At 62.2% G+C, this 25,375-nt stretch carries 28 protein-coding genes; 13 read left to right on the plus strand and 15 right to left on the minus strand.

Annotation, left to right across the window (positions count from 1 at the left end):
• Window positions 1–19: 19 nt before the first annotated feature.
• On the plus strand, window positions 20–745 hold the full coding sequence (locus EDD77_RS11140; RefSeq protein ID WP_242868295.1) for a YoaK family protein: 726 nt from the start codon (window positions 20–22) through the stop codon (window positions 743–745).
• A 62-nt stretch (window positions 746–807) separates the two neighbouring features.
• Here the strand turns inward: EDD77_RS11140 and EDD77_RS11145 are convergent, their stop codons facing one another.
• The 5 genes from EDD77_RS11145 to tsaE form a co-directional block, all read right to left on the minus strand.
• Window positions 808–1,509, minus strand: a complete 702-nt coding sequence (locus EDD77_RS11145) for a hypothetical protein (RefSeq protein ID WP_058963117.1) — start codon at window positions 1,507–1,509, stop codon at window positions 808–810.
• A 41-nt stretch (window positions 1,510–1,550) separates the two neighbouring features.
• Complete coding sequence (gene upp / locus EDD77_RS11150; RefSeq protein WP_058963118.1) at window positions 1,551–2,183, minus strand: uracil phosphoribosyltransferase; 633 nt, start codon at window positions 2,181–2,183, stop codon at window positions 1,551–1,553.
• Between the two features lie 63 nt (window positions 2,184–2,246).
• Window positions 2,247–2,693: a ribose 5-phosphate isomerase B gene (gene rpiB, locus EDD77_RS11155; protein ID WP_058963119.1), complete on the minus strand. Its 447-nt coding sequence runs from the start codon at window positions 2,691–2,693 to the stop codon at window positions 2,247–2,249.
• The gene (gene tsaB / locus EDD77_RS11160) at window positions 2,690–3,394 is read right to left on the minus strand and encodes a tRNA (adenosine(37)-N6)-threonylcarbamoyltransferase complex dimerization subunit type 1 TsaB (RefSeq protein ID WP_058963120.1); all 705 of its coding nucleotides are present in this window, start codon (window positions 3,392–3,394) and stop codon (window positions 2,690–2,692) included. Before tsaB ends, rpiB begins: the two co-directional genes overlap by 4 nt.
• Window positions 3,391–3,816, minus strand: a complete 426-nt coding sequence (gene tsaE / locus EDD77_RS11165) for a tRNA (adenosine(37)-N6)-threonylcarbamoyltransferase complex ATPase subunit type 1 TsaE (RefSeq protein WP_058963121.1) — start codon at window positions 3,814–3,816, stop codon at window positions 3,391–3,393. The genes tsaB and tsaE overlap by 4 nt, the downstream gene beginning before the upstream one ends.
• A gap of 442 nt (window positions 3,817–4,258) precedes the next feature.
• On the opposite strand from tsaE, the gene EDD77_RS11170 reads away from it, so the two are divergent.
• Window positions 4,259–5,446, plus strand: a complete 1,188-nt coding sequence (locus tag EDD77_RS11170) for an FtsW/RodA/SpoVE family cell cycle protein (protein WP_058963122.1) — start codon at window positions 4,259–4,261, stop codon at window positions 5,444–5,446.
• 79 nt (window positions 5,447–5,525) lie between these two features.
• On the opposite strand, the gene EDD77_RS11175 is transcribed toward EDD77_RS11170, so the two are convergent.
• Window positions 5,526–6,431 (minus strand): selenium metabolism-associated LysR family transcriptional regulator, encoded by a 906-nt coding sequence (locus EDD77_RS11175; RefSeq protein ID WP_058963123.1) that lies wholly within the window; start codon window positions 6,429–6,431, stop codon window positions 5,526–5,528.
• Window positions 6,421–7,584 carry an aminotransferase class V-fold PLP-dependent enzyme gene (locus tag EDD77_RS11180; RefSeq protein ID WP_058963124.1) on the minus strand — a complete coding sequence of 388 codons (1,164 nt, stop codon included), beginning with the start codon at window positions 7,582–7,584 and terminating at the stop codon, window positions 6,421–6,423. The genes EDD77_RS11175 and EDD77_RS11180 overlap by 11 nt, the downstream gene beginning before the upstream one ends.
• 120 nt (window positions 7,585–7,704) lie before the next feature.
• On the opposite strand from EDD77_RS11180, the gene EDD77_RS11185 reads away from it, so the two are divergent.
• Genes EDD77_RS11185 through selD form a run of 5 tightly spaced genes read left to right on the plus strand, consistent with a single transcriptional unit; the run spans window position 7,705 to window position 10,561 of the window.
• Window positions 7,705–7,965 carry a hypothetical protein gene (locus tag EDD77_RS11185; protein WP_132587390.1) on the plus strand — a complete coding sequence of 87 codons (261 nt, stop codon included), beginning with the start codon at window positions 7,705–7,707 and terminating at the stop codon, window positions 7,963–7,965.
• Window positions 7,956–9,041: a YedE family putative selenium transporter gene (gene yedE, locus EDD77_RS11190; protein ID WP_058963125.1), complete on the plus strand. Its 1,086-nt coding sequence runs from the start codon at window positions 7,956–7,958 to the stop codon at window positions 9,039–9,041. Before EDD77_RS11185 ends, yedE begins: the two co-directional genes overlap by 10 nt.
• A gap of 13 nt (window positions 9,042–9,054) precedes the next feature.
• Complete coding sequence (locus EDD77_RS11195) at window positions 9,055–9,264, plus strand: sulfurtransferase TusA family protein (protein ID WP_058963126.1); 210 nt, start codon at window positions 9,055–9,057, stop codon at window positions 9,262–9,264.
• A complete protein-coding gene (locus EDD77_RS11200) occupies window positions 9,261–9,506 on the plus strand; it encodes a DUF3343 domain-containing protein (RefSeq protein ID WP_058963127.1) in 246 nt (81 codons plus the stop codon). Before EDD77_RS11195 ends, EDD77_RS11200 begins: the two co-directional genes overlap by 4 nt.
• Window positions 9,507–9,520: 14 nt before the next feature.
• Complete coding sequence (gene selD / locus EDD77_RS11205) at window positions 9,521–10,561, plus strand: selenide, water dikinase SelD (RefSeq protein WP_058963128.1); 1,041 nt, start codon at window positions 9,521–9,523, stop codon at window positions 10,559–10,561.
• Between the two features lie 83 nt (window positions 10,562–10,644).
• On the opposite strand, the gene EDD77_RS11210 is transcribed toward selD, so the two are convergent.
• Window positions 10,645–10,851: a DUF378 domain-containing protein gene (locus EDD77_RS11210; RefSeq protein ID WP_058963129.1), complete on the minus strand. Its 207-nt coding sequence runs from the start codon at window positions 10,849–10,851 to the stop codon at window positions 10,645–10,647.
• Between the two features lie 299 nt (window positions 10,852–11,150).
• Between EDD77_RS11210 and EDD77_RS11215 the strand changes: the two genes are divergently transcribed.
• The 3 genes from EDD77_RS11215 (at window position 11,151) to EDD77_RS11225 (ending at window position 14,894) form a co-directional block, all read left to right on the plus strand.
• Window positions 11,151–12,554 carry an ROK family protein gene (locus EDD77_RS11215; protein ID WP_058963130.1) on the plus strand — a complete coding sequence of 468 codons (1,404 nt, stop codon included), beginning with the start codon at window positions 11,151–11,153 and terminating at the stop codon, window positions 12,552–12,554.
• 96 nt (window positions 12,555–12,650) lie between these two features.
• Entirely contained in the window at window positions 12,651–14,204 is a 1,554-nt protein-coding gene (locus EDD77_RS11220; protein WP_058963131.1) for a hypothetical protein, read from the plus strand.
• 45 nt (window positions 14,205–14,249) lie between these two features.
• Window positions 14,250–14,894, plus strand: coding sequence for a hypothetical protein (locus EDD77_RS11225; protein WP_058963132.1), 645 nt, complete (start codon window positions 14,250–14,252; stop codon window positions 14,892–14,894).
• A gap of 97 nt (window positions 14,895–14,991) precedes the next feature.
• Here EDD77_RS11225 and EDD77_RS11230 read toward each other — a convergent pair whose 3' ends face one another.
• The 3 genes from EDD77_RS11230 to EDD77_RS11240 are packed head-to-tail and all read right to left on the minus strand — an operon-like array spanning window position 14,992 to window position 18,165.
• Complete coding sequence (locus EDD77_RS11230; protein ID WP_058963133.1) at window positions 14,992–15,897, minus strand: L,D-transpeptidase; 906 nt, start codon at window positions 15,895–15,897, stop codon at window positions 14,992–14,994.
• 29 nt (window positions 15,898–15,926) lie between these two features.
• Complete coding sequence (locus tag EDD77_RS11235) at window positions 15,927–17,024, minus strand: hypothetical protein (protein WP_058963134.1); 1,098 nt, start codon at window positions 17,022–17,024, stop codon at window positions 15,927–15,929.
• A 40-nt stretch (window positions 17,025–17,064) separates the two neighbouring features.
• Window positions 17,065–18,165, minus strand: coding sequence for a putative NPN-dependent ornithine cyclodeaminase (locus EDD77_RS11240; RefSeq protein ID WP_058963135.1), 1,101 nt, complete (start codon window positions 18,163–18,165; stop codon window positions 17,065–17,067).
• A gap of 296 nt (window positions 18,166–18,461) precedes the next feature.
• On the opposite strand from EDD77_RS11240, the gene xdhC reads away from it, so the two are divergent.
• A complete protein-coding gene (xdhC, locus tag EDD77_RS11245) occupies window positions 18,462–19,319 on the plus strand; it encodes a xanthine dehydrogenase accessory protein XdhC (RefSeq protein WP_058963136.1) in 858 nt (285 codons plus the stop codon).
• 44 nt (window positions 19,320–19,363) lie between these two features.
• On the opposite strand, the gene EDD77_RS11250 is transcribed toward xdhC, so the two are convergent.
• Window positions 19,364–20,233, minus strand: a complete 870-nt coding sequence (locus EDD77_RS11250; protein WP_058963137.1) for an NAD(P)-dependent oxidoreductase — start codon at window positions 20,231–20,233, stop codon at window positions 19,364–19,366.
• A 144-nt stretch (window positions 20,234–20,377) separates the two neighbouring features.
• The gene (locus tag EDD77_RS11255; RefSeq protein WP_058963138.1) at window positions 20,378–21,751 is read right to left on the minus strand and encodes an MATE family efflux transporter; all 1,374 of its coding nucleotides are present in this window, start codon (window positions 21,749–21,751) and stop codon (window positions 20,378–20,380) included.
• 245 nt (window positions 21,752–21,996) lie between these two features.
• Here EDD77_RS11255 and EDD77_RS11260 point away from each other — a divergent pair, with 245 nt between their 5' ends.
• Entirely contained in the window at window positions 21,997–22,899 is a 903-nt protein-coding gene (locus EDD77_RS11260) for a helix-turn-helix domain-containing protein (RefSeq protein WP_058963139.1), read from the plus strand.
• Between the two features lie 24 nt (window positions 22,900–22,923).
• Window positions 22,924–23,448 carry a hypothetical protein gene (locus tag EDD77_RS11265; RefSeq protein ID WP_058963140.1) on the plus strand — a complete coding sequence of 175 codons (525 nt, stop codon included), beginning with the start codon at window positions 22,924–22,926 and terminating at the stop codon, window positions 23,446–23,448.
• A gap of 120 nt (window positions 23,449–23,568) precedes the next feature.
• Here the strand turns inward: EDD77_RS11265 and nagB are convergent, their stop codons facing one another.
• A complete protein-coding gene (nagB, locus tag EDD77_RS11270; protein ID WP_058963141.1) occupies window positions 23,569–24,306 on the minus strand; it encodes a glucosamine-6-phosphate deaminase in 738 nt (245 codons plus the stop codon).
• 228 nt (window positions 24,307–24,534) lie between these two features.
• Window positions 24,535–25,323, minus strand: coding sequence for a helix-turn-helix transcriptional regulator (locus EDD77_RS11275; protein ID WP_058963142.1), 789 nt, complete (start codon window positions 25,321–25,323; stop codon window positions 24,535–24,537).
• Window positions 25,324–25,375 lie beyond the last annotated feature (52 nt).

Below are 25,375 nucleotides of genomic sequence, written 5' to 3' on the forward strand. Positions count from 1 at the left end.
GATCAGGAGGAAATCGACGGTGAATCAGACGCAGCATACCGAGGTGCAGAGCAGCGAAAATGCCACAGTCCAGAGCAGTGAGGCCATGCGGGTTGGGCTGCTGCTGGCGCTGACAGGCGGCTTTCTGGACGCATATACCTATCTGGTGCGCGGGCATGTGTTCGCCAATGCCCAGACCGGTAACATCGTGATGATGGGGGTGGACATCGCCCAGGGCAACTGGTGGGGCGTGGGCCGATACCTGCTGCCGGTGCTGGCATTTGTTGCCGGTGTGCTGCTGGCCGAAACCATTCGCGCCCACGGCAAGGCGCAGGGCAGCGGCGTGCTGCACTGGCGGCAGTGGGTGCTGTGCATCGAGCTGGTGGTGCTGGCCGCAGTGAGCTTTATGCCGGTAAACGATATCTGGAACACGGTGGCCAACGTGTGCGTGTCCTTTGTCTGTTCGCTGCAGGTGCAGTCCTTCCGAAAGGTGCATGGCCGGGCTTACGCCACCACCATGTGTACCGGCAACCTGCGCAGCGGCACCGAACTGCTGGTGCAGTATCTCCACAGCGGAGACAGGGTTCTGCGCATGCACATGATCAATTATTATGGTGTAATTCTGGCCTTTCTGGTGGGTGCGGCCATCAGTGCGCTGGCGGTGGGGCCGCTGGGGGCAAAGGCCATCTGGCTGGGCTGTCTTGTGCTGGCGGTGGTGCTTGGCATGCTGTTCAGCAGCGAATGGGAGACCGTTGGCCCGGTGTAAAGAGAATATAATAAAAAAGTTCCGTGTGCCTGGGCACACGGAACTTTTTTGTTTTGACAAGATTACTGCTCGCCGTTTTTCCAGTCCACCCGCTTTTTGGGGGCGGCGGATTTTTTCCGGGCAGCCTCTGCACGCAGCTCCTCCAGCTTTTTCTGCTGGCGGGCGGCATCCTCTTCCAGTTTGCGGGCCCGGCGGGCCTGCTTTTCCTGGGCGGCCTGCTGCAGCTTGCGGGCTTTCTCCGCGGCCTTCTCCTCCGCCGTCTTGCGGGCAGATGCGGCGCGGGTGGACTTTTGAGCCGGGCGCTCGGCGCTTTCCGGCGCTGCAGCCCAGCCCTGAGGCTCCGGGTCCGCTTTTGCGCTTTCCGGGGCAGCGGTTTGCGCTTCAGGCTCCGGCTGAGGCGGAATGAACACCGTGGCCTCCGGCCCGTTGACAGGCTCGGGCTCCGGAGCGGGCTCCGGCTCTTCCGGCTTTTGCTCCTCCGGCTCCGGTTCAGGCGCAGGCTCGTCCGGTTCCGGCTTCGTTTCCGGTTTTGGCTCCGGCTGGGGCAGTGCATCCAGCACCCGCTGTTTGCGCTGCATGTGGTGGAACCACAGGTTCGAGAAGAACAGGTACCACACAATAGCCAGCAGCAGCACCAGGCAGGCCATGGTGATCCGGTTTACCACCGGGTCAAAAAAAGTGCCCTGTTGGAACAGCCAGAATGCGGCTCCGATCACGCCTGTAAGCAGCAGGCTGAGCAGCAGCGTACGAATAAATTGTTTCAAAGGGCACACCTCGTTTCCGCTTTGATTCGATGCAGGGAAAATTACTTGGTGCCGAAGATGCGGTCGCCAGCATCGCCCAGGCCGGGGATGATGTAGCCGTTCTCGTTCAGCTTCTCATCCAGAGCGGCCACATAGATATCCACGTCGGGATGAGCGGCATGCAGGCGCTCCAGACCTTCGGGAGCGGCGATGATGGCCAGGAACTTGATGCTCTTGGCGCCGCGCTTCTTGATCTGGGCAATGGCGTCCACGGCGCTGCCGCCGGTGGCCAGCATGGGATCCAGCACCATTACGTCACGCTCGGCAATGTCGCTGGGCAGCTTGCAGTAGTATTCCACAGGCTCCAGAGTTTCCTCGTTGCGGTACAGGCCGATGTGACCAACCTTGGCAGCGGGCAGCAGGGTCAGCATGCCGTCCACCATGCCCAGGCCGGCGCGCAGGATGGGCACCAGAGCCAGCTTGCGGCCGCTCAGCACGCGGGTCTTGGCGATGGCCACGGGGGTCTCGATCTCCACCTCTTCGGTGGGCAGGTCACGGGTGGCCTCGTAGCACAGCAGCATGGCCAGCTCGCTTACCAGCTCCTTGAACTCCTTGGTGCCGGTGTTCCGGTCACGCAGGTGGCTCACCTTGTGCTGTACCAGGGGATGATCCAGGATCATGGGATTCTTACTCATTGTTAACCGCTCCTTATTTATTGTGATTGATAAATTGCCGATGGTTGAAGCTGCAAAAACAGCTCAGGTGTTTTCCAGAGCCATCATCTTGTCGATCCGGCGCTGGTGCCGCCCACCCTCGAAGGGGGTGTTCAGGAACAGATCCACCAGATAGATGCCCAGACCAGGGCCCACCACGCGGCCGCCCATGCACAGGGCGTTGGCGTCGTTGTGGCGGCGGGTGTATTCCGCGCTGAAGGCGTCGCTGCAGCAGCAGGCGCGGATGCCGTGGATCTTGTTGGCACTCATGCTGATGCCCACGCCGGTGCCGCAGAACAGCAGCGCCTTGTCGCATTCGCCGGCAACCACCGCACGGCAGGCGGCCTCGGCCATATCCGGGTAATCGCAGGCTTCGCCGGTGTAGCTGCCGAAATCCTTGTAGGCAACACCGATCTCATCCAGATGCTTACGGATGGCTTCCTTCAGTTCGTAGCCGCCATGGTCGGCGGCAAGGGCAACGGGTTTGGTCATGGCATCGATTCTCCTTTGATGCGGGCCTGGCGCTCCCGTTCCGCCTGGCTCAGCCGCAGATAGCTGGGCAGAAGCCGGGCAGGGGGTACGCAAAGACCCTTTTGATTCATTTCCAGTGCCGCGAGGCAGACCGCGCTGGCCCGGGGCCGCTGCAAGGCGGGCGGGCAGGGCAGAACCCCCGGCAAAGAGCCGTACCTATTATAGCACAGGGCGGCCCCGTCACCAACAAAAAACACCGGCTTTTTGCAATTTTGCAAAAATTCGTCCATATCCTCCAGCCCGGCGGCGGCGTCCGGCACAAGGCGGGCGTGGCCGGGGGCCAGATCGAAGGCTGCCCAGTACACCTGGCCGCGGCGGGCGTCCAGCGCGCTGATCACAGTACCCTCGCCCACAAAGCTGTAAGCCAGCGCCTCCAGCGTGGAGACCGGCGCACAGGGCGCTCCGGTGCAGAAGGCCAGCCCCTTCACTGCCGCGAGGCCGATGCGCAGCCCGGTGAAGCTGCCCGGCCCGGCGCACACGCCCCAGAGCTCCACGTCCGCGGGGGTCAGGCCGGTGGCCTTGAATGCCGCGTCCACCAGCGGCATCAGGGTTTCGCTGTGGGTCAGGCCCGCGTCCTGATAGCACTCATACAGCAGCTGGCCGTCCCGCATCAGGGCCACACTCACGGTGCGGCCGGCGGTGTCCATTCCGAAAACGGTCACAGGCTCACCCCCTCGATGGAAATGCGCCGGCTCTCCGGCCCGGTGACCTGAATGTCCACGGTGACCGGATGCTCCAGCGCCAGCAGAGCGGCGAAGTTCTCGCTCCACTCGGCGGCCACCACCGCGCCCTGATCCAGATAGTCGTAGAAGCCGGCGGCGTTCAGGTCCTCCTCGGTGGAGATGCGGTACAGGTCAAAATGGGCCAGCGGCCGGGGGCCCCGGTAATAATTCACGATGGCGAAGGTGGGGCTGCTCACCGGATCGGTGCAGCCAAGGCCTTTGGCAAGCCCCTCGGTGAAGGCGGTCTTGCCCGCGCCCAGCCCGCCGGTGAAGCACACCAGACTGCCGGGGGCAAGGCGGCCGGCCAGCCGCTCGCCCAGAGCCACGGTCTCGGCGCGGCTGGCGGTGTTGAAGATGGCCATGAAACATTTGCTCCTTAACGATGGGATTCCGGCCGGGGCAGGCAAAGAAGCCCGCCGGCCGTGAAATAAAACGGGATGCAGCCTCGTTTTCATAAAAGAAACACGAAAAACATGCATACTTACGGCAGCACTGCATAATTTCAGGTGGTGGAGCACGCCGGAAAATTTTTTGCGATACGAACCAAAAAGCACAGCCAATCCTTGGTGGATTGGCGAGCATTTTTGGAAAGTATCACGGGAAATTTTGGCGGGATACGCCGCCTGAGGTGCTAGCCGTAAATTGTGCAATGCTGCATTGTAATAAGTATACTCAATCAACCCCTAAAGTTCAACACAATCAGCCCCCAAAGTTCAACACAAAGCCGTGGGGAAATGATTGTCAGCCGCCCTCAACTGGGCTATAATAAGAAAACACAAAGGCAAATACAGAAGGAGCCATGGAATGTTCAAGATCATTCGTCAATATATAAAAGCCACCGACTGGTTTTATCTTTTGCTGTGCGTGTGCTGCTCCACCCTCAGCGTGATCACCCTCATCAGCATCGGCATGGACAACGGCGGCTTTGCTGTGGATTCGTTCACCGGCGAGATTACCGGCCTGGGCAATTACCGGGATGCGATGATGCAGGCGGCAGCCAGCCTGCTGGGACTGCTCTGTGCGGTGATGCTCTCCTGCATCGACTACCGGGGCCTGGCCAAGATCTGGCCGGTGCATGTGACCATCACATGGGGGCTTGTGCTGCTCACCCTGACCCGACTCTCCATCGGGCCCATCGAACTGGGATATGCGCCCAGCAACACCGATAACCACAGCTGGATTCTGTTCGGCCCGCTGAGCCTTCAGCCCACCGAGCTGGCCAAAATCAGCTTTATCCTCACCTTCGCCATGCACCTGGACAATGTGCGCGAACACATCAACGAGCCCAAGGTGCTGGCCAAGCTGCTTTTGCACATTCTGGTGCCGGTGGGTATCATCCACATTCAGGGCGACGACGGCACCGGCATTGTGTTTGCCACCATGGGCTGCATGATGCTGTTTGCGGCGGGCCTTTCCTGGAAATACATCCTCAGTGCCATTGCGCTGGGCTCGGCGGGGCTTGCGGCGATCCTGAACTTCTTCCCGGATCAGCTCAAGGGTTATCAGGTGGACCGGATCATGGCTCTGTTCTATCCGGATGATCCCCAGTATCGGGACATTATGCAGCAGCAGAAGGGCGGCCGGGTTTCCATCGGTTCGGGTCAGATCTTCGGCAACGGATTTTTCCACGATGACCACTCCTATGTGATCAACGCCCAGGACGACTTTATCTTCAGCTACATGGCCCAGTGCATCGGCTTTGTGGGCTGCGCGGTGGTGCTGGCGCTTCTGTTCGGCATCGCCATCCGCACCCTGATCACCGGCCTGCGCAGCGAGGACCACATCGGCACCTATATCTGTGTGGGCGTATTCGCGGCCATGGCCTGGCAGATCATCATCAATCTGGGCATGAACACCATGCTGCTGCCGGTCATCGGCGTCACGCTGCCCTTCTTTTCGGCGGGCGGCAGCAGCGCACTGATGATGTACCTGTGTGTGGGGCTGGTTACCAGTGTTTACATGCACAACAAAAAACGCCTGTTCAGCGACTGAGCCGGCCAGACAGAAAAACAAACCGCCCGCTGTGTGCAGCCAAAGCACACGGCGGGCGGTTTTTGTGTCATTTCCTGTGTTATTCCAGAGACTGCGGGGCGCGGTAGAACTCCCGAACAAAGGCGGAAAAACGCAGGCTGTCCGCATTGGCGTGGCGGGGCAGCAGAAGATACAGGTTCCGCTCGGCGCTGCCCGGCGGCAGCGGAAAGGCCAGCAGCCGTTTTTCCGCCACGAAATCCCGCACCGCCTTTTCCGACACGATGGATACCCCCAGCCCGCCGGATACCAGATTCTTGATGGATTCCTGATCGTTCACCCGGGCGGTGACCCGCAGCTCGCTTTCCCGAAGACCCATCTGGGCCAGAAAGCGGTCGGCGCTTTTCTGGCTGCCGCTGCCCGCCTCCCGCAGAATGATGGGTTCGGCCAGCAGCTCGGGCAGGGCGGCCTCTCCCTGGGATTGAAGCGCCAGAAACCGGCGGCTCACCGGGGTGATCAGCACCATCCGGTCCCGAAAAAAGGGCTCGCAGCGGATGGACTCGTCCTGGCAGGGCATGCCGCTCATGCCCACGTCGAACAATCCCTCCGCCACCCCCTGAATCACCTGGCGGCTGTCGCTCTGGTGCACCACGAAATAGCTGCCCGGATTCTCTTTCCCGTAGCGGGGCAGCACCTCCGGCAGGATGTAGGCCGAGGGGATGGTGGAAGCCCCCAGCTGGATGATATGCTGGTCGCTCTGCCGCCAGCGCTGCAGCAGGTTGTCCTGCAATTCCAGCATCCGGCAGGCGCATTCGTACAGCTCCTGTCCCCGGGGCGTGACCTGCAGATTCTTGGTGTCCCGCAGAAGGAGCTGGGTGTTCAGCTCCTCCTCCAGCGCCCGGATGTGGGTGCTGATGGTGGGCTGGGAAAGATAGGTGTTCTCCGCCGCCCGGGTGAAGCTGCCATAGCGCACCACCGCCGCGAAGGAGCGCAGCTGCTTAAGCTCCATGAACAATCACCTCCAGCGCGGCCAGGGCCGCGTCCACGTCCGCTTCGGTGCTGAAGGCTCCGAAGGAAAACCGGATGGTTCCGGCGGGCCAGGTGCCCAGACTTTTGTGGGCGGAAGGGGCGCAGTGCAGCCCCACCCGGGTCTGGATACCGAATTCACTGTCCAGCCGGTAGGCCACTTCGGCCATCTCGTGGCGGGGTGTCTGGATGGACACCACGCCGGTGCGGCCTTCCAGACCCCGCTTGCCCGCCAGCCGCACAAGGCCCTCGGCCTCCAGCGAAGCCAGCCCGGCCAGAAACCGGCCGGTGAGCGCCAGCTCATGGGCCAGCACCGCCCCCTCCGGCTGCTGCCCCAGCCACAAAAGCCCCTGCCGCAACCCCAGAATGCCCGGCAGATTCAGAGTACCCGGCTCGAACCGGTCGGGCAGGAAAGCGGGAATCTCCTCGGTATGGCTCAGGCTGCCGGTGCCGCCGCTGAGCAGCGGGTCCAGCTTCTGTTCCAGCCCCTCGGCCAGCACAAGGCCGCCGGTGCCCTGGGGCCCCAGCAGCCCCTTGTGGCCGGTGAAGGCCACCGCGTCGATGAAATCCTCCGTCATGGAGATGGGCAGCACCCCGGCGGTCTGGGCGGCGTCCACAAAAAAGCGCAGCCGATGGCGGCGGCAGATTTCGCCCACCTGCCGGATGGGTATCACGGTGCCGCACACGTTGCTGGCGTGGGTCAGAATCACCGCCCGGGTATTCGGGCGGATCAGCCCCTCCATCGCTTCGATGCAGAGCGAGCCGTCTGCCCGGCAGGGAATGCGGGAAAACTCCACCCCGTGGGCGGTCATCTGCACCAGCGGGCGCATCACCGCGTTGTGCTCCATGGCCGAGACCAGCACATGATCCCCCGGGTGCAGAAAGCCCTTGATGAGCAGGTTCAGGCTTTCGGTCACATTTTTTGTGAAGATCACGTTTTTGCAGTCCGGCCCGTCGAACAGCTCGCACAAAAGCTGGCGGGTCTCGAACACCTGTTCCTCGGTATCGTAGGCGGTCTGGTAGCCGCCCCGGTTGATGTTGCAGCCCCCGTTGGTCATGTAATCGAACACCGCCCCGGCCACCTGAGGCGGCTTGGGAAAGCTGGTGGCGGCATTGTCCAGATAAATGCGCGGCATGGTCGCGTCCTCCCTCTGTTCCGGTGTATGATCTGCTTCCAGCATACCACAGGTATAGCCGCGGTACAATTGATTTATTAAGATAATGGATAAATCTATTAATTGGATTAATAGATTCTATTGGAAAACAAAAGTATTACTCTTTATAATTGGAAACAGGAGAACCCCAAGGCAGCACCGCATAATTTCGGGTGGTGGAGCGCGCCGGAAAATTTTCGTGAGATGAACCAAAAAGCACAACTAATCCTTGGTGGATTGGCGCGCATTTTTGGAAAATATCACGGAAATTTTGGGCGTGATACGCCGCCTGAGCCGTTAGGCGTGAATTGTGCGGTGTTGCCCAAAAAAAGAAAAGTGAGGGATCGTTTGGTATGGACTTGAAAAAGGAAAAGATCACAATCGTGATCGCGGGGCTGATCATCGGCGTCATTGCGGCGGCGCTGGTGTTCTTCGGCAACCCGGTGAACATGGGCTTCTGCATCGCCTGTTTTTTGCGGGACACCGCGGGTGCGCTGGGCCTGCACCGGGCGGGCGCAGTGCAGTACATCCGGCCGGAGATCATTGGTCTGGTGCTGGGCAGCTTTGCCATGGCGCTGGCCAAGAAGGAATTTTCCGCCCGGGGCGGCAGCGCCCCGCTGACCCGCTTTGTGCTGGGCTTCTTTGTGATGATCGGCTGCCTGATGTTTCTGGGCTGCCCCTTCCGCATGATTCTGCGTCTGGCGGGCGGCGATCTGAACGCGCTGCTGGGTCTGGCCGGTTTCGTGGCGGGCATTCTGGTGGGTGTTGTGTTCCTGAACCGGGGCTACTCACTGGGCCGCACCTTTAAACAGCCGGTGCTGGAGGGCGCAGCCTTCCCGGCGGTGCAGGTGGTCATGCTGGTGCTGCTGGTGGCGGCTCCCGCCTTCATCTTCTTCTCCGAGGCGGGCGCAGGCCCCGGCGCGCTGCATGCTCCCATCCTGATCAGCCTGATCGCGGGCCTTGTGGTGGGCGCTCTGGCCCAGCGCACCCGCCTGTGCATGGTGGGCGGCATCCGCGATATGGCCCTCTTCCGGGAGAGCAAGCTGCTGCTGGGCTTTGTGGCCATCTTTGCCAGCGCTCTGATCTGTAACCTGATTCTGAGCGCGGTTACCGGCCAGGCCTACTTCACCCTGGGCTTTGAGGGCCAGCCCGTGGCCCATACCGACGGTGTGTGGAACTTTCTGGGCATGCTGCTGGCCGGCTTTGGCTGCGTGCTGCTGGGCGGCTGCCCCCTGCGCCAGCTGGTGCTGGCCGGCGAGGGCAATTCCGACAGCGCGGTGGCCGTTCTGGGCCTTGTTGCAGGCGCTGCCTTTGCCCACAACTTCGGTCTGGCCTCCAGCGGCACCGGCAGCACCCCTGCCGGTCAGGTGGCTGTGATCATCGGCATCGCGGTGGTGGCGGTCATCGCCTGCGTGAACACCTTCCGCAAGAACGCATAAGGAGGAAACAACTATGGTTATCGTGGACGCAAGAGGGCTTTCCTGCCCGGAGCCGGTGGTCATGACCCGCAAGGCCATGGCGGACAAGCAGGCCCGGTATCAGGTGCTGGTGGACAATCTGGCCAGCAGGGAAAATGTGACCCGCTATGCCCAGCATCAGGGCTACACGGTTCAGACGGAGGAAAAGGGCGGCGAATATACCCTGACCCTGACCAAGACATGAGCTACATTGCCACCTTTTACTCGCATTTCGGCGCGATCCGCTTCAAAAAGCTGTGCCAGCAGCGGGGCATTCCGGTGAAGGTGATGCCGGTGCCCCGGGCGCTGAGCAGCAGCTGCGGAACCTGCGCGGAATATGAGGGCGACGATCCCTGCCCCGGCGGGGAATATCTTCCGGAGGTGGAGCAGGTGGTCCGGCTGACCGGCCAGGGCTACCAGCCGGTCTACCGGGCGGAAGGCAGCTGAAGGAGGCGCCGTTTATGGAAACCGAAGTGAAACTGACAAAGCTGGCCAGCTGCGCGGGCTGCGGGGCCAAGGTGGGCGCGGGCACGCTGGCCCGGATGCTGGAGGGCTTTGAAACCCATTATGACCCCCGGCTGATTGTGGGCTACGACAAAAGCGACGACGCCAGCGTGTATGTGATCACCGATGAGGTGGCGCTGGTGCAGACCACCGACTTTTTCCCGCCCATTGTGGATGACCCCTATCTCTTTGGCCAGATCGCGGCGGCCAATGCCCTGAGCGACGTGTACGCCATGGGCGGCGAACCCCGCACCGCGCTGAACATCATGTGCCTGCCCGAATCCATGGACAGGCACACCGTGCACGAGATTCTGCGGGGCGGCTACGCCAAAGCCTACGAGGCGGGGGCCATCATCACCGGCGGGCATACCATCCACGGGGCCGAACCCATCTACGGGCTGGCGGTGGCGGGCTTTGTCCACCCCCAAAAGGTGCTCACCAACAGCGGAGCCAAACCCGGCGACGTGCTGCTGCTCACAAAGCCGCTGGGCGTGGGGGTCATCACCACCGCCGCCAAGGCGGAGCTGGTGGAAGCGCCGGTGCTGGAGCGGATCTACCGGCAGATGGCCACCCTGAACAGGGCCGCCCGGGACGTGCTGGTGGAATATCCGGTGCACAGCTGCACCGACGTGACCGGCTTCGCCCTGCTGGGCCACAGCTTCGAGATGGCTCAGGGCAGCGGCTGCACCCTGCACATTCAGGCCCATGCGGTGCCCTTCCACCCGGAGGCGCTGGAGCTGGCAAGGATGGGCTTCATTCCGGCCGGGGCCTACCGCAACCGGGAATACGCCCAGGCGGGCGTGCAGGTGAACGGGCAGGTTGAGCTGGCGCTGGAGGATCTGTTCTACGACCCCCAGACCAGCGGCGGCCTGCTGGCCGCCGTGCCGGAAGAGTGCGCCGACGAATGCCTCGAGCGGCTGCTGGCCGCGGGCGTGGAGGCTGCGCGCATCGGCTATGTGACCGAACAGCAGGATGCGGCGGTGTATCTGGAAGATTAGAAAATTCCTTTTTCTCTTTTTTATAACAAAAAGCGCGCTTTTCCCCAAACGGAGGGAAAGCGCGCTTTTTGTGCTGTGTGGGATCAGCGCTCGTTGTCGGACGACATGAACAGGCTGGGAATGGCGCCCAGAGCGGAAAGGCCGACCAGCGAGTAGACGATGCGGCTGAGCACACTGGCGGAACCGCCGAACAGCCAGGCCACCAGATCGAAACGGAACAGGCCCACAAGGCCCCAGTTCAAACCGCCCACGATCAGCAGCAGAATGCAGATCTTATAAAAAACAGACATGTTTTTTCCTCCTTTTCTGGCCTTAGTCTGCCCCGCTTTTTGCCCGGTTATACAGCCCGGCAGCGGACGCACTTCCATCTAATAATATAGCGAAAAAGCTGTGAACATGGGGCAGTGATTTTGGCCACAGCGCCCAAAAATACACGAAAGTACAAATTGTAAAGCCGCTTTGCACTAGACGCTGCGCCGCGGGATGTACTACAATGAAAGCAAGAGAAGCGGCCGGGCCCGCAGCCCGGCGCAGTGCGCAGCGGGCCACGGGCCGAAGCGCCGGTGATGACACGAAAGGACGGAAAAACATGAAATTCTTGAATGTTGAGATCCCCGTAAAGAATCTGCCTGAGCTGGACCAGGGCTTTGTGCCTCTGGGCCTGTTCTTCAAGCACTACTCCATGGGCGCCACCAAGCCCCTGTGCATCGCTGTGGAGCGCAGCGGCGGCCAGATCGGCACCTGGGAGTGCAAGGTATACGACACCCCCGAAATGGCCGAGGCCGACGCCTACTATGTGGATCGTCTGGTAAAGTTCCTGCTGTGGAGCTGGGGCGGCTTCAAGGTGTACATCTGCGGCGACGACAAGCTGGCTGAGGGCATCAAGAAGGCCTACTCCGTGGGCGGCAGCCGTGAGTTCGACAAGAACTTCATGGAAGGCGTTTACGAGCGTGAGTTCGAAGTAGTGGCCCTGCCCTACGACCAGAAGCCCGCTCCCTTCCAGAAGACTGAGAGCGTTGGCCGCCACACCAACGGCGCCCGCATCGGCTTCGACGCCGGCGGATCCGACCGCAAGGTAAGCGCCGTGATCGACGGCGAGACCATTTACAGCGAAGAGGTTGTGTGGTACCCGAAGGTCAACTCCAACCCCGACTACCACTATCTGGGCATCCTGGCTGCCATGGAGACTGCTGCCGCCAAGATTCTGGAGAAGGGCCGCAAGGTGGACGGCATCGGCGTTTCCTCCGCCGGTGTTTACATCGACAACAAGTGCATGGTTGCCAGCCTGTTCCTGAAGGTGGGCAAGGAAGACTTCGACGCCAAGGTGAAGAACATCTACACCCGCGCTGCCGAGGATCTGAGCCGCATCCTGGGTTACGAGATCCCCGTTGTGGTTGCCAACGACGGCGACGTTTCCGCTCTGGCCGGTGCTATGGGCCTGGGTGAGAACGGCATCATGGGCATCGCCATGGGCACCAGCGAGGCGGTTGGCTATGTGGACGGCGAGGGCAACATCTGCGGCTGGCTGAACGAGCTGGCTTTCGCCCCCGTGGACGGCCAGCCCGACGCCATGGAGGACGAGTGGAGCGGCGACATCGGCTGCGGCGTGAAGTACTTCAGCCAGGACGGTGTGAACAAGCTGGCTCCCCGCGCCGGCATCGAGCTGGACGAGACCGAGCCCCCGGCAAAGCGCCTGAAGGTTGTTCAGGGCCTGATGGCTGAGAACGACGAGCGCGCCATCAAGGTGTACGAGAGCATCGGCGTATACCTGGGCCACACCATGGGCCTGTACGCTCAGTTCTACGACATCCATCATGTGCAGATGATGGGCCGCGTGATGAGCGGCCGCGGCGGCGACATCATTCTGGAGACCGCTGCCCGCGTGATGGACGAGGAGTACCCCGAGGTGAAGTTCCGCCCCGAAGCTCCGGACGAGATGACCCGCCGCGTTGGCCAGAGCTCCGCTGCTGCCAGCCTGCCCGAGGTCAAGTAAGATTCCACAAAAGCATTTCTGCCCGCCCTCTTTTTGAGGGCGGGCATTTTGTGTTATAATAGTACCTGACGCTGCAAGTAAAAGGAGAAAATCCCCTTGAAATATTTCACCCAACAATGGAAAAAGCCCCTTGTGGCCTGGGTCTGGGCGTTTGCCTGCGCGGCGGGCGTGGTCTCGGTTTGCAGCCGCAGCTCGTTTTTTTACCCGCTGAACAACTGGGGCGACGCCCAGTGCTTTTTCACCGTGGGCAAGAGCATGGTGCGGGGGCAGGTGCTTTACCGGGATATTTATGAGCAGAAGGGCCCGCTGGTGCTGTTTCTGCATGGTCTGGCCAGCTTTGTGCAGCGGAACGGCTTTCTGGGCGTGTTCCTGCTGGAGATGCTGGCGGCCGGTGTGTTTTTGTGGTTCTGCCAGAAGATCATGGCCCTGTACGGCGCAGGGTCGCTGCGCTTTGCGGCGCTGCCGCTGGTGCTGGCGGTGAGCTTTTCCTGCCCCAGCTTCCAGATGGGCGACAGCATGGAAGAGCTGTGCCTGCCGCTGTTTGCGGCGGGGCTGTATCTGGGCCTGCGGGCGCTGCGGGAGAACCGGCCGCTGGGCTGGGGCGGCGCACTGGCGCTGGGCGTACTGTGCGGCGCGGTGTTCTGGACCAAATATACCCTGTGCGGCATCTTCGCCGCGCTGGGGCTGGTGCTGTTCGTTCACGAGATTTACCGGGGCGGGCCGAAGGCCGCGGCGCGGCTTACAGCGGGCTTTTTCGGCGGCTTTGCGCTGGCCTGCCTGCCCTGGCTGCTCTACTTTGGCATGAACGGTGCGCTGGGCGATCTGTGGCAGTGCTATTTCTACAACAATCTGTTCCTCTACGGCTCCGGCGGTTCGCTGAGCCTTGCCGGGGTGTTGGCCGCGGTGACGAACAGCCTTGCCTACATGCTGCGCCTGAACTGGACCTTCGCGGTGTTTGCCGTGGCCGGTCTTGTCTGGTTTGTGTTCTGGCCGGGAAAGGGGCGCGGCATCTGGGAGCGGGTGCTGGTTCTGGCCTGTGCCGTGCTCATGGCCGTGGGCATTTATGGCGCCACCTCCAACGCCTACATTTATTACGGCATGCCCTTTGTGCTGTTCGTGCCGCTGGGCTTTCTGGCTCTGCTGGGCCCGGCGCAGCTACTGCTGGAGCGCATGCCCCTGCCCGCCGGGCTGCTGAGCCGCGTTGCGGTGGCTGCGGCGCTGGTGCTGGGGGTGGGCTACGCGCTGTGGCACAGCCCCAATCGGCAGGCGTTTTTGCAGCCGCTGGAGCAGACGGTGCAGTACCAGTTCAAGCAGGTGGTGGATCAGTCCGAGGACCGGAGCATGGCGATGCTCCACCTGCTGGACGGTGGGTTTTACACCGTGTGCGACGTGATGCCCACGCAGAAATTCATCGGCGTGTTCAACCTGCCGCTGGACGAGATGAACCGGCAGATGGAAACCACCCTGCAAACAGCGGATGTGGAGTTTGTGATCGCCCGCACCGAGGAAGAGGACAAGGAACAATACAAGCAGGAGAAGGAGCCCGCGATTCTGGAGCGGTACGAGCTGGTGGCGGACGGCACCGAGGAGTATCTGCGCAACAAGGGTTACAGCACCATGCACTATTACCTGTACCAGCGGCGCAGCTGAAGCCGCTGCAAGCAATGTAATTAAAACGAAAGGGGGCTTTGCCCTGTGAAAAAACGATTCTGGATGGCGGCTGCCGCCTGCTTTGTGCTGGCTGCCGTGTGTATTCTTCTTCCCAGCCCCTGGGGCTGGCTGCGCACCACGCTCACGATTCTGTCGGTGCCGCTGCTGGTGGGTGGCATGCTGCTGGTGGTGAACGCCCTGCTGCCTGCCCATGTGCTGCCGGTGCTGGGGTTGGATGAGCCGGAGCATGCTCCGGTGCCCGTACCCCCGCCGCCCAGCCTGCCGCAGAATCTGCCGGTGGAGCAGCGGGTGCTGGGCAGCCTGCGGGGTGCGGTTCGCGCCATGGAAGGCATGGGCAGCACCTTCGACCAGCCCCCCATGCTGGCCTGGCAGTTTGAGCGGCTGAAAAGCAGTTGCGCCGGGCTGCTGGCGGCGCTGGAGGCCGAAGGGGCGGACCCCGCCCAGGCGGCGGATTTTGCGGTGCAGTATCTGCCCAACGTGATGCAGTATCTGCTGGCCTGCAGCCACGAGGGCTGCCCCGCCGAAGCGGCGCACACGCTGGCCCGGGCCGCCTGCGCCTGCGAGCGCCAGCTGGATGCGCTGGCCGCCGGCGAGTATGTGACCTTTGAGCAGGAGTATTACGCGGTGCGCGGCGATCTGCAGGCCGCCGGTTTCCGGTGGGACTGGTAAACCTGCCCGCTGAATCAGCAAAACAAAAAAGACCCGTGGGGCTGCCAAATTGGCAAGCCCGCACGGGTCTTTCTGTTTGTGAAAAAAGGAAGAGAGGTCAGCCCCGGGTGCCCACAATGGCGCTGTCGTGGCTCCAGCCCTGCAGGTCGGTGGGAGTCAGATTCTGAGTAAAGGCCTCGCTGGATTTGAAGGCATCCCAGTCGGCCTGTGCGGCGGCGCTGCGGATGGCGGTGCCGTCCAGATATTCATCGCTCCAGGGGTTGGCCGGGTCCGGGTCGGTGGGGTCCCAGCCGCGCAGGTTCTCGTCTGCCGGGTCAATGGTCAGGGTGTCCGGCTTGCCCATGGGGCCGGGGTTGGATGCGTCGTCATAAATGGCCACCGGGGTGCCGATGGGGCAGTTTTCGTAAATCCAGCGCACGTCCACAACCGCCAGCCGGATGCAGCCCAGCGAAGCCGTGGTGCCCAGCTTGTTGAACTCGTCGTATTCCAGATCATCCTTGTGCTGGGTGTAGTAGGGAACCGAGTGGAACAGGTACGGCCCGTCGATGCGGGTGGCGTACTGGCCGTAGCAGGGGCCGGAGAGCAGCCGCCAGTCGTAGTTCACCGGGGTGTTCCAGTAGCCGGTTGGGGTGTCGGTGCCGCCGCTGCACACCATGGACATATAGGGTTTGGTGTACTGGCCGTTCTCATCGGCGGTGTAAACGGTCACGGTGTTGGCGTCCCGGTTCACCGCCAGAAAATAGGGGAAGCCCTCCTGTACGGTCAGATCCAGCTCCTCAAAGCCGGGCTGGCTTTGCAGCCAGGCCATGGTGTCCTTGCCGGCCTGGGCCCAGACCGCCTCCGGATCCGGCGTGGGAGTGGGTTCGGCGGTGGGTTCGGGTGTGCTCTGGGGCGTGGCAGCCGGAGCGGAAGGGGCTTCGGAAGCGCCTTCACCGCCGCAGCCTGCCAGAACGCCGCCCAGCATCAGGGCGGCAAACAGAACGGATGCAATGCGTTTGATCAAAATTGAGTTCCTCCTGTGGTCAGATTGATTCATTGGCCCCCGCCGGATTCGGCAAGGGCGTCGGGCAGCCGGGGTTGCCGGGCGATGGCCGGGCAACCGGCTTCCATACGGCGGCCCGGCTGGAAGATGCCCTCCGGGGTGCCCGGCTCGGGAAGGGGCTGGCCGGGGGTCAGGGTGAGATGGCAGCACTGCCAGCCCCAGTCAAAATCCCCGTAGCGCAGGTTCACGTCCACCGTGCCGTCGCCCCGGTACAGAAACGTGTATTCACTGTCCAGCGTATCCTCCCGAACCAGACGGGTCTCGTGTTCCAGCATCCGGGCCAGCCAGTCACTGCCCTCGGGGAACAGCTGCAAAAACTGCTCCTCCTCCAGCGGAACGGCCCCCAGCTCATAAAAGCTGCCGTTTTCCAGCACCAGAGGATAGTGATGCACACTGCGGCCGGTGGGCAGAAAGCTCCCCGCCTCGGTGACCCAAAGATAGGAATTGTCCATCCCGTCCGCGGGTTCTATGCGGGTGCAGCCGCCGTCCAGCCGGCTGACCACCAGCGAAAACCGGGTGCGGTCCTCCTCTGCCTGAGCGGACACCGCCAGCGGCTGGCCGCTCTCGGGATCCCGCAGAGAAAAGCTGGTCAGCGCGCCGTCCTTATCCAGATGGAAAAAGTAGCTGGCCGGGGGCGAAACGCCCAGCTGCTGTTCGGTGATCATCACCCAGGTTTCGCCCTCCTCCACCGAAAGGCGCTGTATGCTCCGGGGCCCGCAGGGGCCGATGTCCAGCGGCAGGGCTTCGGTTTCGGTCACGTAAAAGGCGGCCTGGGGCACGCTCAGCTCCGGCTTTCCCACCAGCACCACCGCGTCCTGCCCGGTCAGAGCAGGCATCAGAAATTCCATGACCGGAAGATCGGTGGCCAGCGTCAGCGCCTGACGCAGAGCCACCGGGGCCTCCGATTTCCAGCGCAGCTGGGCCTCGTTTACCGCGCCCTGTGCAGGCGGTGCGGCGACGGAAGAAGATGCATCGGCAGAGGACTGGCTGGCGGGAGCGGATTTCCCGTTCCCCTCCGAAACAGAGGGGGAGGAGCAGCCGGAGAGAACCGCAGCAGATAGAATCAACGCAAACAGGGCCCGGCGCATGGAGGGCACTTCCTTTCTTTATTTATGTAACATAAACCTCTTACAGAACGCCCAGACCGTGGGCCAGCTTGGTGATGAAATCCTGCACGTTGGTCACCATGGTGGTGGCGCACAGGCTGCCCCGGTCCAGCAGCTTGTTCACCACAAATTCGTCCGCGTCCACGGTGTACAGATACACCGGGCGGATGGTGCCGTCCGGCAGCACCCGGAAGCTGGGGGTCATGTTGCCGGCGGCGATGGTGTGCAGCATGGTGGCCAGGCAGATCACGGTGGTGGCCTGCTTCACCAGCCCCCGCATGGCGGCCTGGCCCTGATAGGCATCACCGATTACCTCAGGCAGGGGGCCGTCGTCCCGGATGGAGCCGGTAAGCACAAAGGGTACGCCCTGCTTCACAATGCTGTACATGATGCCATCCTGAATGTTGTATTCCTGAATGAAACGGGGAATGCTGCCGCAGCGGCGTACCCGGTTGATCACATCCAGATGATTGTAATGGCCGCCGGGCATGCTCTGCTGGGTGTAGATGTCCTGCCCCAGGGCGGTGTGCAGGTGCGCGCCCTCCAGATCGTGGGTGGCCAGCGCGTTGCCTGACAGCAGGCCGTGGGCATAACCGGCCTCCACCAGCGCCTGCATGGCGGCGCGGGCGCCCGCGTCAAAGGAGAAGGCGGGCCCCATCACCCAGAGGATGTTGCCGTGCTCCTTCTCGTGGCGCAGCAGCTGAATCAGCCGGTCATAATCTCTGGTGTAGGAGGTCTCCCGGCTGCGCCCCTGCCGGAAGGTGAAGGCGTCGGTTTCGGCCTGCTCCTCCGGGGCGGCAAAACCGCCGGTGTGCAGGTAGATGCCATCCGCTCCGTCATCGGTGCGGCCCAGGGCCACCCGGTCGCCCGCTTTCAGGTTGCGCAGCTCCACCACGTCCAGCCGGCCGCTGCCCCGCAATACCACGCAGCTGTCCATCCGGCTTTCCTCGGCCAGCGTCCAGCATCCGTTGATGCGGAAGTATTCCGGATACATGCTGGTGCTGTGGTAGCCCTCCGGCGCGGCCCCGTCACAGGGGGCGGGAACAAAGCGGGCGTCAGGGCAGCGGGTGAAGGCGGGCGCGGAAAAATCCGGCGCGCGGTAAACGGGCAGTGTGAATGACATGGTTCCTCCTTTGCCGTCATGGGTGCGGCGGTATCGGGATTGCTTGGTGTAAGATCAGCGGCCGCAGAAAGGGCAACTGCTGTAAAAACGATTCGGTTCGGCATTTTCTTTCAAAAAAGCCGTGGATCGCTGTTCCAGCGTACCGCGAAAGAAGGATGTTTGTCAACCGGCTTGTCATCTGCAAGCAGGCGTGATATGCTAAAGGAAATAACGCATGAGAATTGTACGGTGTTGCTCTAACAGTAATATGAAACGGGGCCGGTGCGATATGCCCGGCGCACAGAAGGAGAAAAGCGATGAATCAGGGCATGAAGCAGCTGGCCCGGCGGCTGGAAACCGAACCGGCGGTGCTGGTGACCATTCTGGAAAGCAAAGGCTCTGCCCCCCGGCACGCGGGGGCTTTCATGGCGGTGCTGGCCGGTGGCGAGAGCATCGGTACCATTGGCGGCGGCAGGGTGGAGGCGGTGTGCCAGCAGCGGGCCGCCCGGGCACTGGCCGAACAGCAGAGCGCTGTGGAGGAATACGACCTGAACGACAGGGGCCCCAACCAGGTGGGCATGGCCTGCGGCGGCCAGGTGCGGGTGGAGTTTCTGTATCTGCCCGCAGGCAGGGAATCGGCGCAGGAGCTGGCCCGGCGGGCGGCGCAAAGCGGCTCCGGCCGGGTGCTGCTGTTCGGCGCGGGCCATGTGGCCCGGGCGCTGGCGGCGCTGCTGCCCGCACTGGAATTTGAATATTGGGTGGTGGACGACCGGCCGGAATTCGCGGTGAAGGATGCGTTCCCCGGCGCGGCGGGTGTGCTCTGTGAAGAGATGGCCGCCGCGGTAAACCGGCTGGAGCCCACCGAAGAGGACCTGATCGTCATCATGACCCGGGGCCACGAGCACGATTACGAGGTGCTGCGCGAGGCGCTGGCCACCCCGGCGGGCTACATCGGCCTGATGGGCAGCCGCCGTAAGATCGCCATGACCCGCCAGAAGCTGGAAGAGGAGGGCTTCGGTCCGGAGCAGTTCGCCCGGGTGAGCACCCCCATCGGCCTTTCCATCGGGGCGGAAACCCCGGCGGAGATTGCCGTGAGCGTGGCGGCCCAGCTGATTGCATGGCGGGCCGAACACCGGGGCCAGGGTGCAAAGCCGCTGGATCTGATCCACAGCTGAATACAGCAAAAAAGGGGCAGTATCCGCTGCCCCTTTTGCTTTGCTCATTTTTTGCGATAGAAATCGATCAGAGCCTGGGTGCCCTCGTTCTCGCCGCCCGCCGCGGCGAACTCCTCATACAGATGGAGCACACTGTCCAGCATTTCCAGCTCCACGCCCCGCTGGGCGGCTTCCTCCCGGATGATCTTCATGTCCTTGATGAAGTGCTTCACAAAGAAGCCGGGGGCGAAGTCGCCGGCCAGCGCACGAGGGGCCATGTTGGCAATCTGCCAGCTGCCCGCTGCGCCGCCGCCGATGGCCGCCAGCATCTTGTGGGGGTCCAGCCCGGCCTTCTCGGCATAGAGGATGGCCTCGGTGTACGCTGCCGTTGCGCCGGCCACCGCAATCTGGTTGGCCGCCTTGGTGTGCTGACCGTAGCCCGCGGGGCCCATCAGCAGCACACTCTTGCCCATGCACTCAAACAGGGGCAGAGTTTTTTCAAAAGCTTCCTCGTCGCCGCCCACCATGATGGACAGGGTGGCTTCCCGGGCGCCTTTGTCGCCGCCGGAGACCGGGGCATCCATCACGGCGATGCCCTTCTCCTTGCCCAGCGCATACAGCTTCTGGGCGAGCGTGGGGCTGGAGGTGGTCATATCCACCACCACCGCGCCGGCAGGGGCGTTCTCCAGAATGCCCTCGGGGCCGCAGAACACCTGCTCCACGTCTGCCGGGTAGCCCACCATCACGAACACGAATTCCGCGTCGGCAACCGCCTCGCGGATGGTGGCGCAGGGGGTAAAGCCGAATTCCTCGGCCTGCTGGCACACCGCCTCATAGCGGCGGCTGTAAGCCTTCACCGAATGCCCGGCCTTTACCAGATGGCCTGCCTGCTGACGGCCCATTACGCCGGTGCCGATCCATGCGATCTTGCTCATAACAACACATCTCCACTTTCTTTTAAAATTCACCACCCCTGTCCCTTGTGGGAAGGGGTGGAAAAAATAGAGGGCAATGCCGCACAATTTTGGCGTGATACAGCCTTGAGCCTTTCGCCGTGAATTGTGCGGGGGCGGCTGTGCTCAGGCGGCCTCCCGGGTGACCACCCGGATCCACTTGCCGCTGCGCAGCCGGATCAGGCCCGCGATGCTCTTCACAATGTTGTCGCACCGCAGGAAGAAGAACACCACCGGGGCGCTCCAGTGCAGCACAAAGCCGGTGAGCAGGCCCAGGGGGATGGCCAGGCACCACTGAAGGCCGCTGTCCAGAATCAGGTTGGTGCGCACGTCGCCGCCGCCGCGCAGCACGCCCACAATCATCACGCAGCCCACCGCCTGGAAGGGCTGCATCAGGGCCAGAATGGTCATCATGGCAAAGGCGGTTTCGTGGGCCAGCTGGCTCACGTTGTAAAGGCTGAGAATGTAGGGCCGGCCCACCAGCAGCAGGGTCATGCAGATAAGGCTCAGGCACAGACCCACCAGCACCGAGCTGTTGGCGGCGCGCTTTGCGTCCTGAATGCGCCCTTCTCCGATGGTCTTGCCCACCACCACCGCGCTGGCGGCGGACATGCCGAAGGTGAACACGCTCACCAGCTGGTTGAACACGTTCACGATGCTCATGGCGCTGGTGTAGCTGGCGCCCATGTGGCCGATGGTCAGGTTTACCACCGAAAGCCCCACGCCCCACAGCAGCTCGTTGCTCACCACCGGCACGCTGTTGCGCACGTAATCCCAGCCCAGGCCGCTTTTCAGCTGCAGCAGCCAGCGGGGGGTGAAGCAGACCCGCTTTTCAATGAAGCACATGTACACCAGCGTGGCGCACAGCTCGAACAGGCGGGCCATCACGGTGCCGAAGGCCGCGCCCCGCACGCCCCAGGCCGGTGCGCCCAGCTTGCCGAAGATGAAGCAGTAGTTGAAAAACACGTTGATAAAGAAGCTGCAGCCGTATACCACCATGCTGATGCGCACCTGCTCCACCGCCCGCAGGCACATGATGTAGCAGTTGGAAAAGCTGAACAGCACAAAGCTGATGGAGAGCAGCTTCAGGTACTCCGCGCCGGATGCAATCACCGCCGGGTCATTGGTGTAAATGGCCAGCACCTGCCGGGGCAGAAAATGCCCCACCAGAGCGAACAGGCTGCTCACCACCAGCACCACCCGCAAGGTGAGCGCGAAGATCTGGCGGATGCGCAGCATGTCCCGCTTGCCCCAGTACTGGGCAATCAGCACCGCCGCGCCGCTGGCCAGGCCGAAGCCCACCACGTCCAGAATGGTGAACAGCTGGCCGCCCAGGTTGGCCGAGGCAATGGCCACGTCGCCCAGCTGGCCCAGCATGATGGTGTCCATCATGTTCACGCCCAGGCTGATCACGTTCTGCAGAGCGATGGGAATGGTGATGGCCAGCATTCGCTTGTAGAATGACCAGTCGGTATAAAAATATTGTTTGAATCGCTGCATTGGTCCTTCCTCTCTTTGTTTTTCCTCCGGAGCAGCCCGGTGGGGGCTGCCCGCATTTGCAGTATCAGTTTCAGTATAACATATCGGCGCAAACGCTGCCAGAGCGGGCTGTTTTTGGCGGAAAAAAAGAAAACATTTGCACAATCGGTCGTTTTAGGATATACTACAAACTAGAAGAAACCGGAATACGGGTGAACAAGCAGGGGCGAACCGCCCCTCTTCCACAGGAGAGGAGCTGCAAGCAGATGGGCTATCAGGCACTGGAGCTGGAAAAGGTGCTGCGCATCGACCGCATTTATTCGGTACATTATTTTGAATATGGCCCGGACTATGCCTTCACCGGCGAAAGTCATGACTTTTGGGAATTTGTCTATGCGGACAAGGGCGAAGTCTATGTGACCGCGGGCGAGGAGGAAAAGCTGCTGAAAAAGGGGCAGATGATCTTCCACGCACCCGGCGAATACCATAATATCCGGGCCACCGGCAAGGACGCGCCCAACATTGTGATTGTGTCCTTCGAATGTTCCAGCCCTGCCATGGAGTTTTTCAAGGGCCGGGTGCTCATGGCCAGCGACACCGACCGGGTGCTCATGGCCCGCATTGTGGAGATGGCCGGTGCGGCCTTCTCCACCCCGCTGGACGACCCCCTGGCCCAGCATCTGACCCGCCGGGAAGATGCGGCCTTCGGCGCCGAGCAGGTGATCGGCCTTTCGCTGGAGACCATGCTGCTGGATATGGTACGCCGGGGCGACAGCCCGGTGGTGGCAAAGCCCACCAGCCTGATCCGGGAGCGCAGCCAGAACGAGTTTTTGAGCCGGGTACAGCAGTATCTGGAAAATAACATCCAGCGCCGCCTGACCCTGAGCGACATCTGCCGCGACAATCTGGTGGGCCGCAGCTATCTGCAAAAGGTCTTCCGGGAAAAGACCGGCGGCGGCGCCATGGAGTACTTCGGCAATCTGAAGATCCAGAAGGCCAAGGAGATGATCCGGGAGGGCAGCCATAACTTCACCGAGATCGCGGCCCTGCTGGGGTACAATTCCATCCACTATTTTTCCCGCCATTTCAAAAAGGTTACCGGCATGACCCCCTCGGAGTATGCCAGCAGCGTGAAGGTTCTGGCCCGGCGTGGCCGGGGCGAGGAATAAGGCAGAAGGAGAGAAGGGCAAAGCATGAGCGCATTTTTCTTTCAGATGCTGCTTCCGGTGCTGCTGGGAGTGCTGGTGGTTGTGATGCTGGGGCTGGCGATTTATTCCACTGTGCGTGCCCGCCGAAGGGATCGGCAGGCCATTGAACGGCGCAGGGAAGAGCAGCGCCGCCAGCGGCTGAACCCGGGCCTGCCGGAGGAGCAGCGCCCCGGCCGCAAAAACGACACCGGCCTGTGGCAGCTGACCGTGGAGGGCGAGCCAGCCCGCCAGCCGGATGCCGCCGCTTTGAGCCGTGCGGTGGAAGCGGTGGGCGTGAGCGCGGGTTATCTGGTGCTGACCCCGCCCGAACCCCTTGCAGGCTGCCGCTCCATGCACTGTACCACCGACCCGGACGGCGGGCTGGCGGTGCAGGTGGTGATGGAGCAGCCCGGCGGGCCGGCCATCACCCGGGAGCTGGGCGGCGTAAGCCGGCCCCGGGCCGCAGAGATTCTGGCCGGCTTCTGGGCCGGTCATCTGCCGGACGGGCTGGACAGCTGGCGAAGCTTTTAACAGAACACAACAAAAAACAGCGAGTGGAGAATTCCGCCCGCTGTTTTTATTTTTAGCACGACAATAAAAAACTCCCCGGTTTTTCACCGGGGAGTAATTGTTTTGTGGAAAACGAAACGCTTAGCCCTTGTAGCCAACCGCGTCAGCCAGCTCCTGATCAATCACGACAACCACGTTCTCGTGCATCTTCAGCATGCTGCTGGGGTTCTGGGTGGTGATCACGTTGTCCATAACCAGGCCCTTGATGGCGTCGGTCTTGGCCAGGCCGGTGGCGATCAGAACCACGCACTTGGCGGCCATGATGTCGCCCATGCCCATGGTGATGGCGGTGGTGGGAACGTCCTCCTTCTTCTCGAAGAAGCGGGCGTTGGCGTTGATGGTGCTCTCGGTCAGCTTCTCGATGTGAGCAACGCTGATCAGATGGTCGCTGGCCTCGTTGAAGGCGATATGACCGTTGTTGCCGATGCCCAACAGCTGCAGGTCGGCAACGCCGCCCTCACGAACCTTGGCTTCCAGCTCGGCAGCGTTGGCTTCCGCGTCACCCATGCCCTTGGCAACGTAGGTGTTGGCCTTGTCGATGTTGATGTGATCGAACAGGTTGGTGTTCATGAAGTAGCGGTAGCTCTGGTCGTGGGTCTCGGGGATGCCGCAGTACTCATCCAGGTTCACGGTATGTACCTGAGAGAAGTCCACCTTGCCGGCTTTGTTGGCCTCGATCAGCTTCTTGTACATGGGTACGGGGGTGCCGCCGGTGGCCAGGCCCAGCTTGCAGTTGGGCTTCTCGTTCACCAGTTTGCAGATCATATCGGCCACATAGGCGCAGCTTTCATCGTAGCTTTTGGTAACAACAACTTTCATTGTGATACACTCCGTTCTTTGTATTTTTCGGTGAAACTCGCAAAGCGGGGGCGCACCCTGCCTGCAAATCGCGGTCTTATCTTTATCATACAGCCTTCCGGAGGAAATTTATAGCCCAAAATATGCAGAAATTTTGCACAAAAAACAAAATCTTTTCTGAAATGGGGGTGGGATTTGTTAAAAGCATGGGCTGCGGAGATTTTCTCTTACTATATAAGGAGAAAAAGCTCACACATACAGCTCCCGTTCCTGGGGCAGCTCCGGAAGCTCCGGCACCCCGGCGGCGGCCGCCCGCCAGGCGGTGGGGCTCTGGCCGGTGGCCTTCTTGAATACCCGGCACAGATAGTTGGCCCCGGAAAAACCGCACAGACTGGCCACCACCTCCAGCGGATACTCCCGGTGACACAACAGCTGTTTGGCGGCCTCGATGCGCACCCCGGTCAGGTACTGGCCCGGCGGCACACCCACCGCCGCCTTGAACACCCGCACCAGATGGCTCTTGCTCACCCCGAGACTTTCGCTCAGCTCCTCCACGCCATACAGCCCGGCGTAGTGTTCCCGCATGGCGGCAATGGCCATGGTGACCAGCGGCGGGTAGCTGGGGGCGGCGGCATCCGCCCGGGCGCTCTCGCACAGCAGCTGGTAGCCGAGGGAGGAGGCCCGGCGGGGGGAAGGAGCGCTTACCAGCTGGGCCACCAGCTCGGCTGCGCCGGGGCAGGATGCACCTGCCGCGAACATGGGGCCTTCCAGACCGGCGGCAAAGGCGGCGGGGGCCTGCCCCACCAGACGCACCGCCGCCAGATGACAGGGCTCGGCGGGCACCAGCCGCAGGGGGGAGGCGCCCAGCAGCAGGCTGCCCGCCCCGGCAAGCTGGGGGGCTTCCTCGTCGGCCAGGGCACACTGCCCGCTGGACAATACCCCCACCCACAGCCCTTCGCCCTCCAGCGACAGGGGGGTGGAGAACTGCAGGTCCCGCGGCTCGGCCAGCTCGCAGAAAGCAAGCGGATCAAAAATCAATTTTACGTCACCTCATATCAATAAAGTGCTATTTAAATCCGGAAAAAGTCTG

This window comes from Allofournierella massiliensis (assembly GCF_004345265.1).
In the GTDB taxonomy this organism is placed as follows: domain Bacteria; phylum Bacillota; class Clostridia; order Oscillospirales; family Ruminococcaceae; genus Allofournierella; species Allofournierella massiliensis.

Bases quoted from the DNA above. Each gene is read 5' to 3' on its own strand.
- upp (WP_058963118.1), bottom strand. From the start codon at position 2,183: ATGAGTAAGAATCCCATGATCCTGGATCATCCCCTGGTACAGCACAAG.
- rpiB (WP_058963119.1), bottom strand. From the start codon at position 2,693: ATGACCAAACCCGTTGCCCTTGCCGCCGACCATGGCGGCTACGAACTG.
- tsaE (WP_058963121.1), bottom strand. From the start codon at position 3,816: ATGGCCATCTTCAACACCGCCAGCCGCGCCGAGACCGTGGCTCTGGGC.
- EDD77_RS11170 (WP_058963122.1), top strand. From the start codon at position 4,259: ATGTTCAAGATCATTCGTCAATATATAAAAGCCACCGACTGGTTTTAT.
- EDD77_RS11175 (WP_058963123.1), bottom strand. From the start codon at position 6,431: ATGGAGCTTAAGCAGCTGCGCTCCTTCGCGGCGGTGGTGCGCTATGGC.
- EDD77_RS11180 (WP_058963124.1), bottom strand. From the start codon at position 7,584: ATGCCGCGCATTTATCTGGACAATGCCGCCACCAGCTTTCCCAAGCCG.
- yedE (WP_058963125.1), top strand. From the start codon at position 7,956: ATGGACTTGAAAAAGGAAAAGATCACAATCGTGATCGCGGGGCTGATC.
- EDD77_RS11195 (WP_058963126.1), top strand. From the start codon at position 9,055: ATGGTTATCGTGGACGCAAGAGGGCTTTCCTGCCCGGAGCCGGTGGTC.
- EDD77_RS11200 (WP_058963127.1), top strand. From the start codon at position 9,261: ATGAGCTACATTGCCACCTTTTACTCGCATTTCGGCGCGATCCGCTTC.
- selD (WP_058963128.1), top strand. From the start codon at position 9,521: ATGGAAACCGAAGTGAAACTGACAAAGCTGGCCAGCTGCGCGGGCTGC.
- EDD77_RS11210 (WP_058963129.1), bottom strand. From the start codon at position 10,851: ATGTCTGTTTTTTATAAGATCTGCATTCTGCTGCTGATCGTGGGCGGT.
- EDD77_RS11215 (WP_058963130.1), top strand. From the start codon at position 11,151: ATGAAATTCTTGAATGTTGAGATCCCCGTAAAGAATCTGCCTGAGCTG.
- EDD77_RS11235 (WP_058963134.1), bottom strand. From the start codon at position 17,024: ATGCGCCGGGCCCTGTTTGCGTTGATTCTATCTGCTGCGGTTCTCTCC.
- EDD77_RS11240 (WP_058963135.1), bottom strand. From the start codon at position 18,165: ATGTCATTCACACTGCCCGTTTACCGCGCGCCGGATTTTTCCGCGCCC.
- xdhC (WP_058963136.1), top strand. From the start codon at position 18,462: ATGAATCAGGGCATGAAGCAGCTGGCCCGGCGGCTGGAAACCGAACCG.
- EDD77_RS11250 (WP_058963137.1), bottom strand. From the start codon at position 20,233: ATGAGCAAGATCGCATGGATCGGCACCGGCGTAATGGGCCGTCAGCAG.
- EDD77_RS11255 (WP_058963138.1), bottom strand. From the start codon at position 21,751: ATGCAGCGATTCAAACAATATTTTTATACCGACTGGTCATTCTACAAG.
- EDD77_RS11260 (WP_058963139.1), top strand. From the start codon at position 21,997: ATGGGCTATCAGGCACTGGAGCTGGAAAAGGTGCTGCGCATCGACCGC.
- EDD77_RS11265 (WP_058963140.1), top strand. From the start codon at position 22,924: ATGAGCGCATTTTTCTTTCAGATGCTGCTTCCGGTGCTGCTGGGAGTG.
- nagB (WP_058963141.1), bottom strand. From the start codon at position 24,306: ATGAAAGTTGTTGTTACCAAAAGCTACGATGAAAGCTGCGCCTATGTG.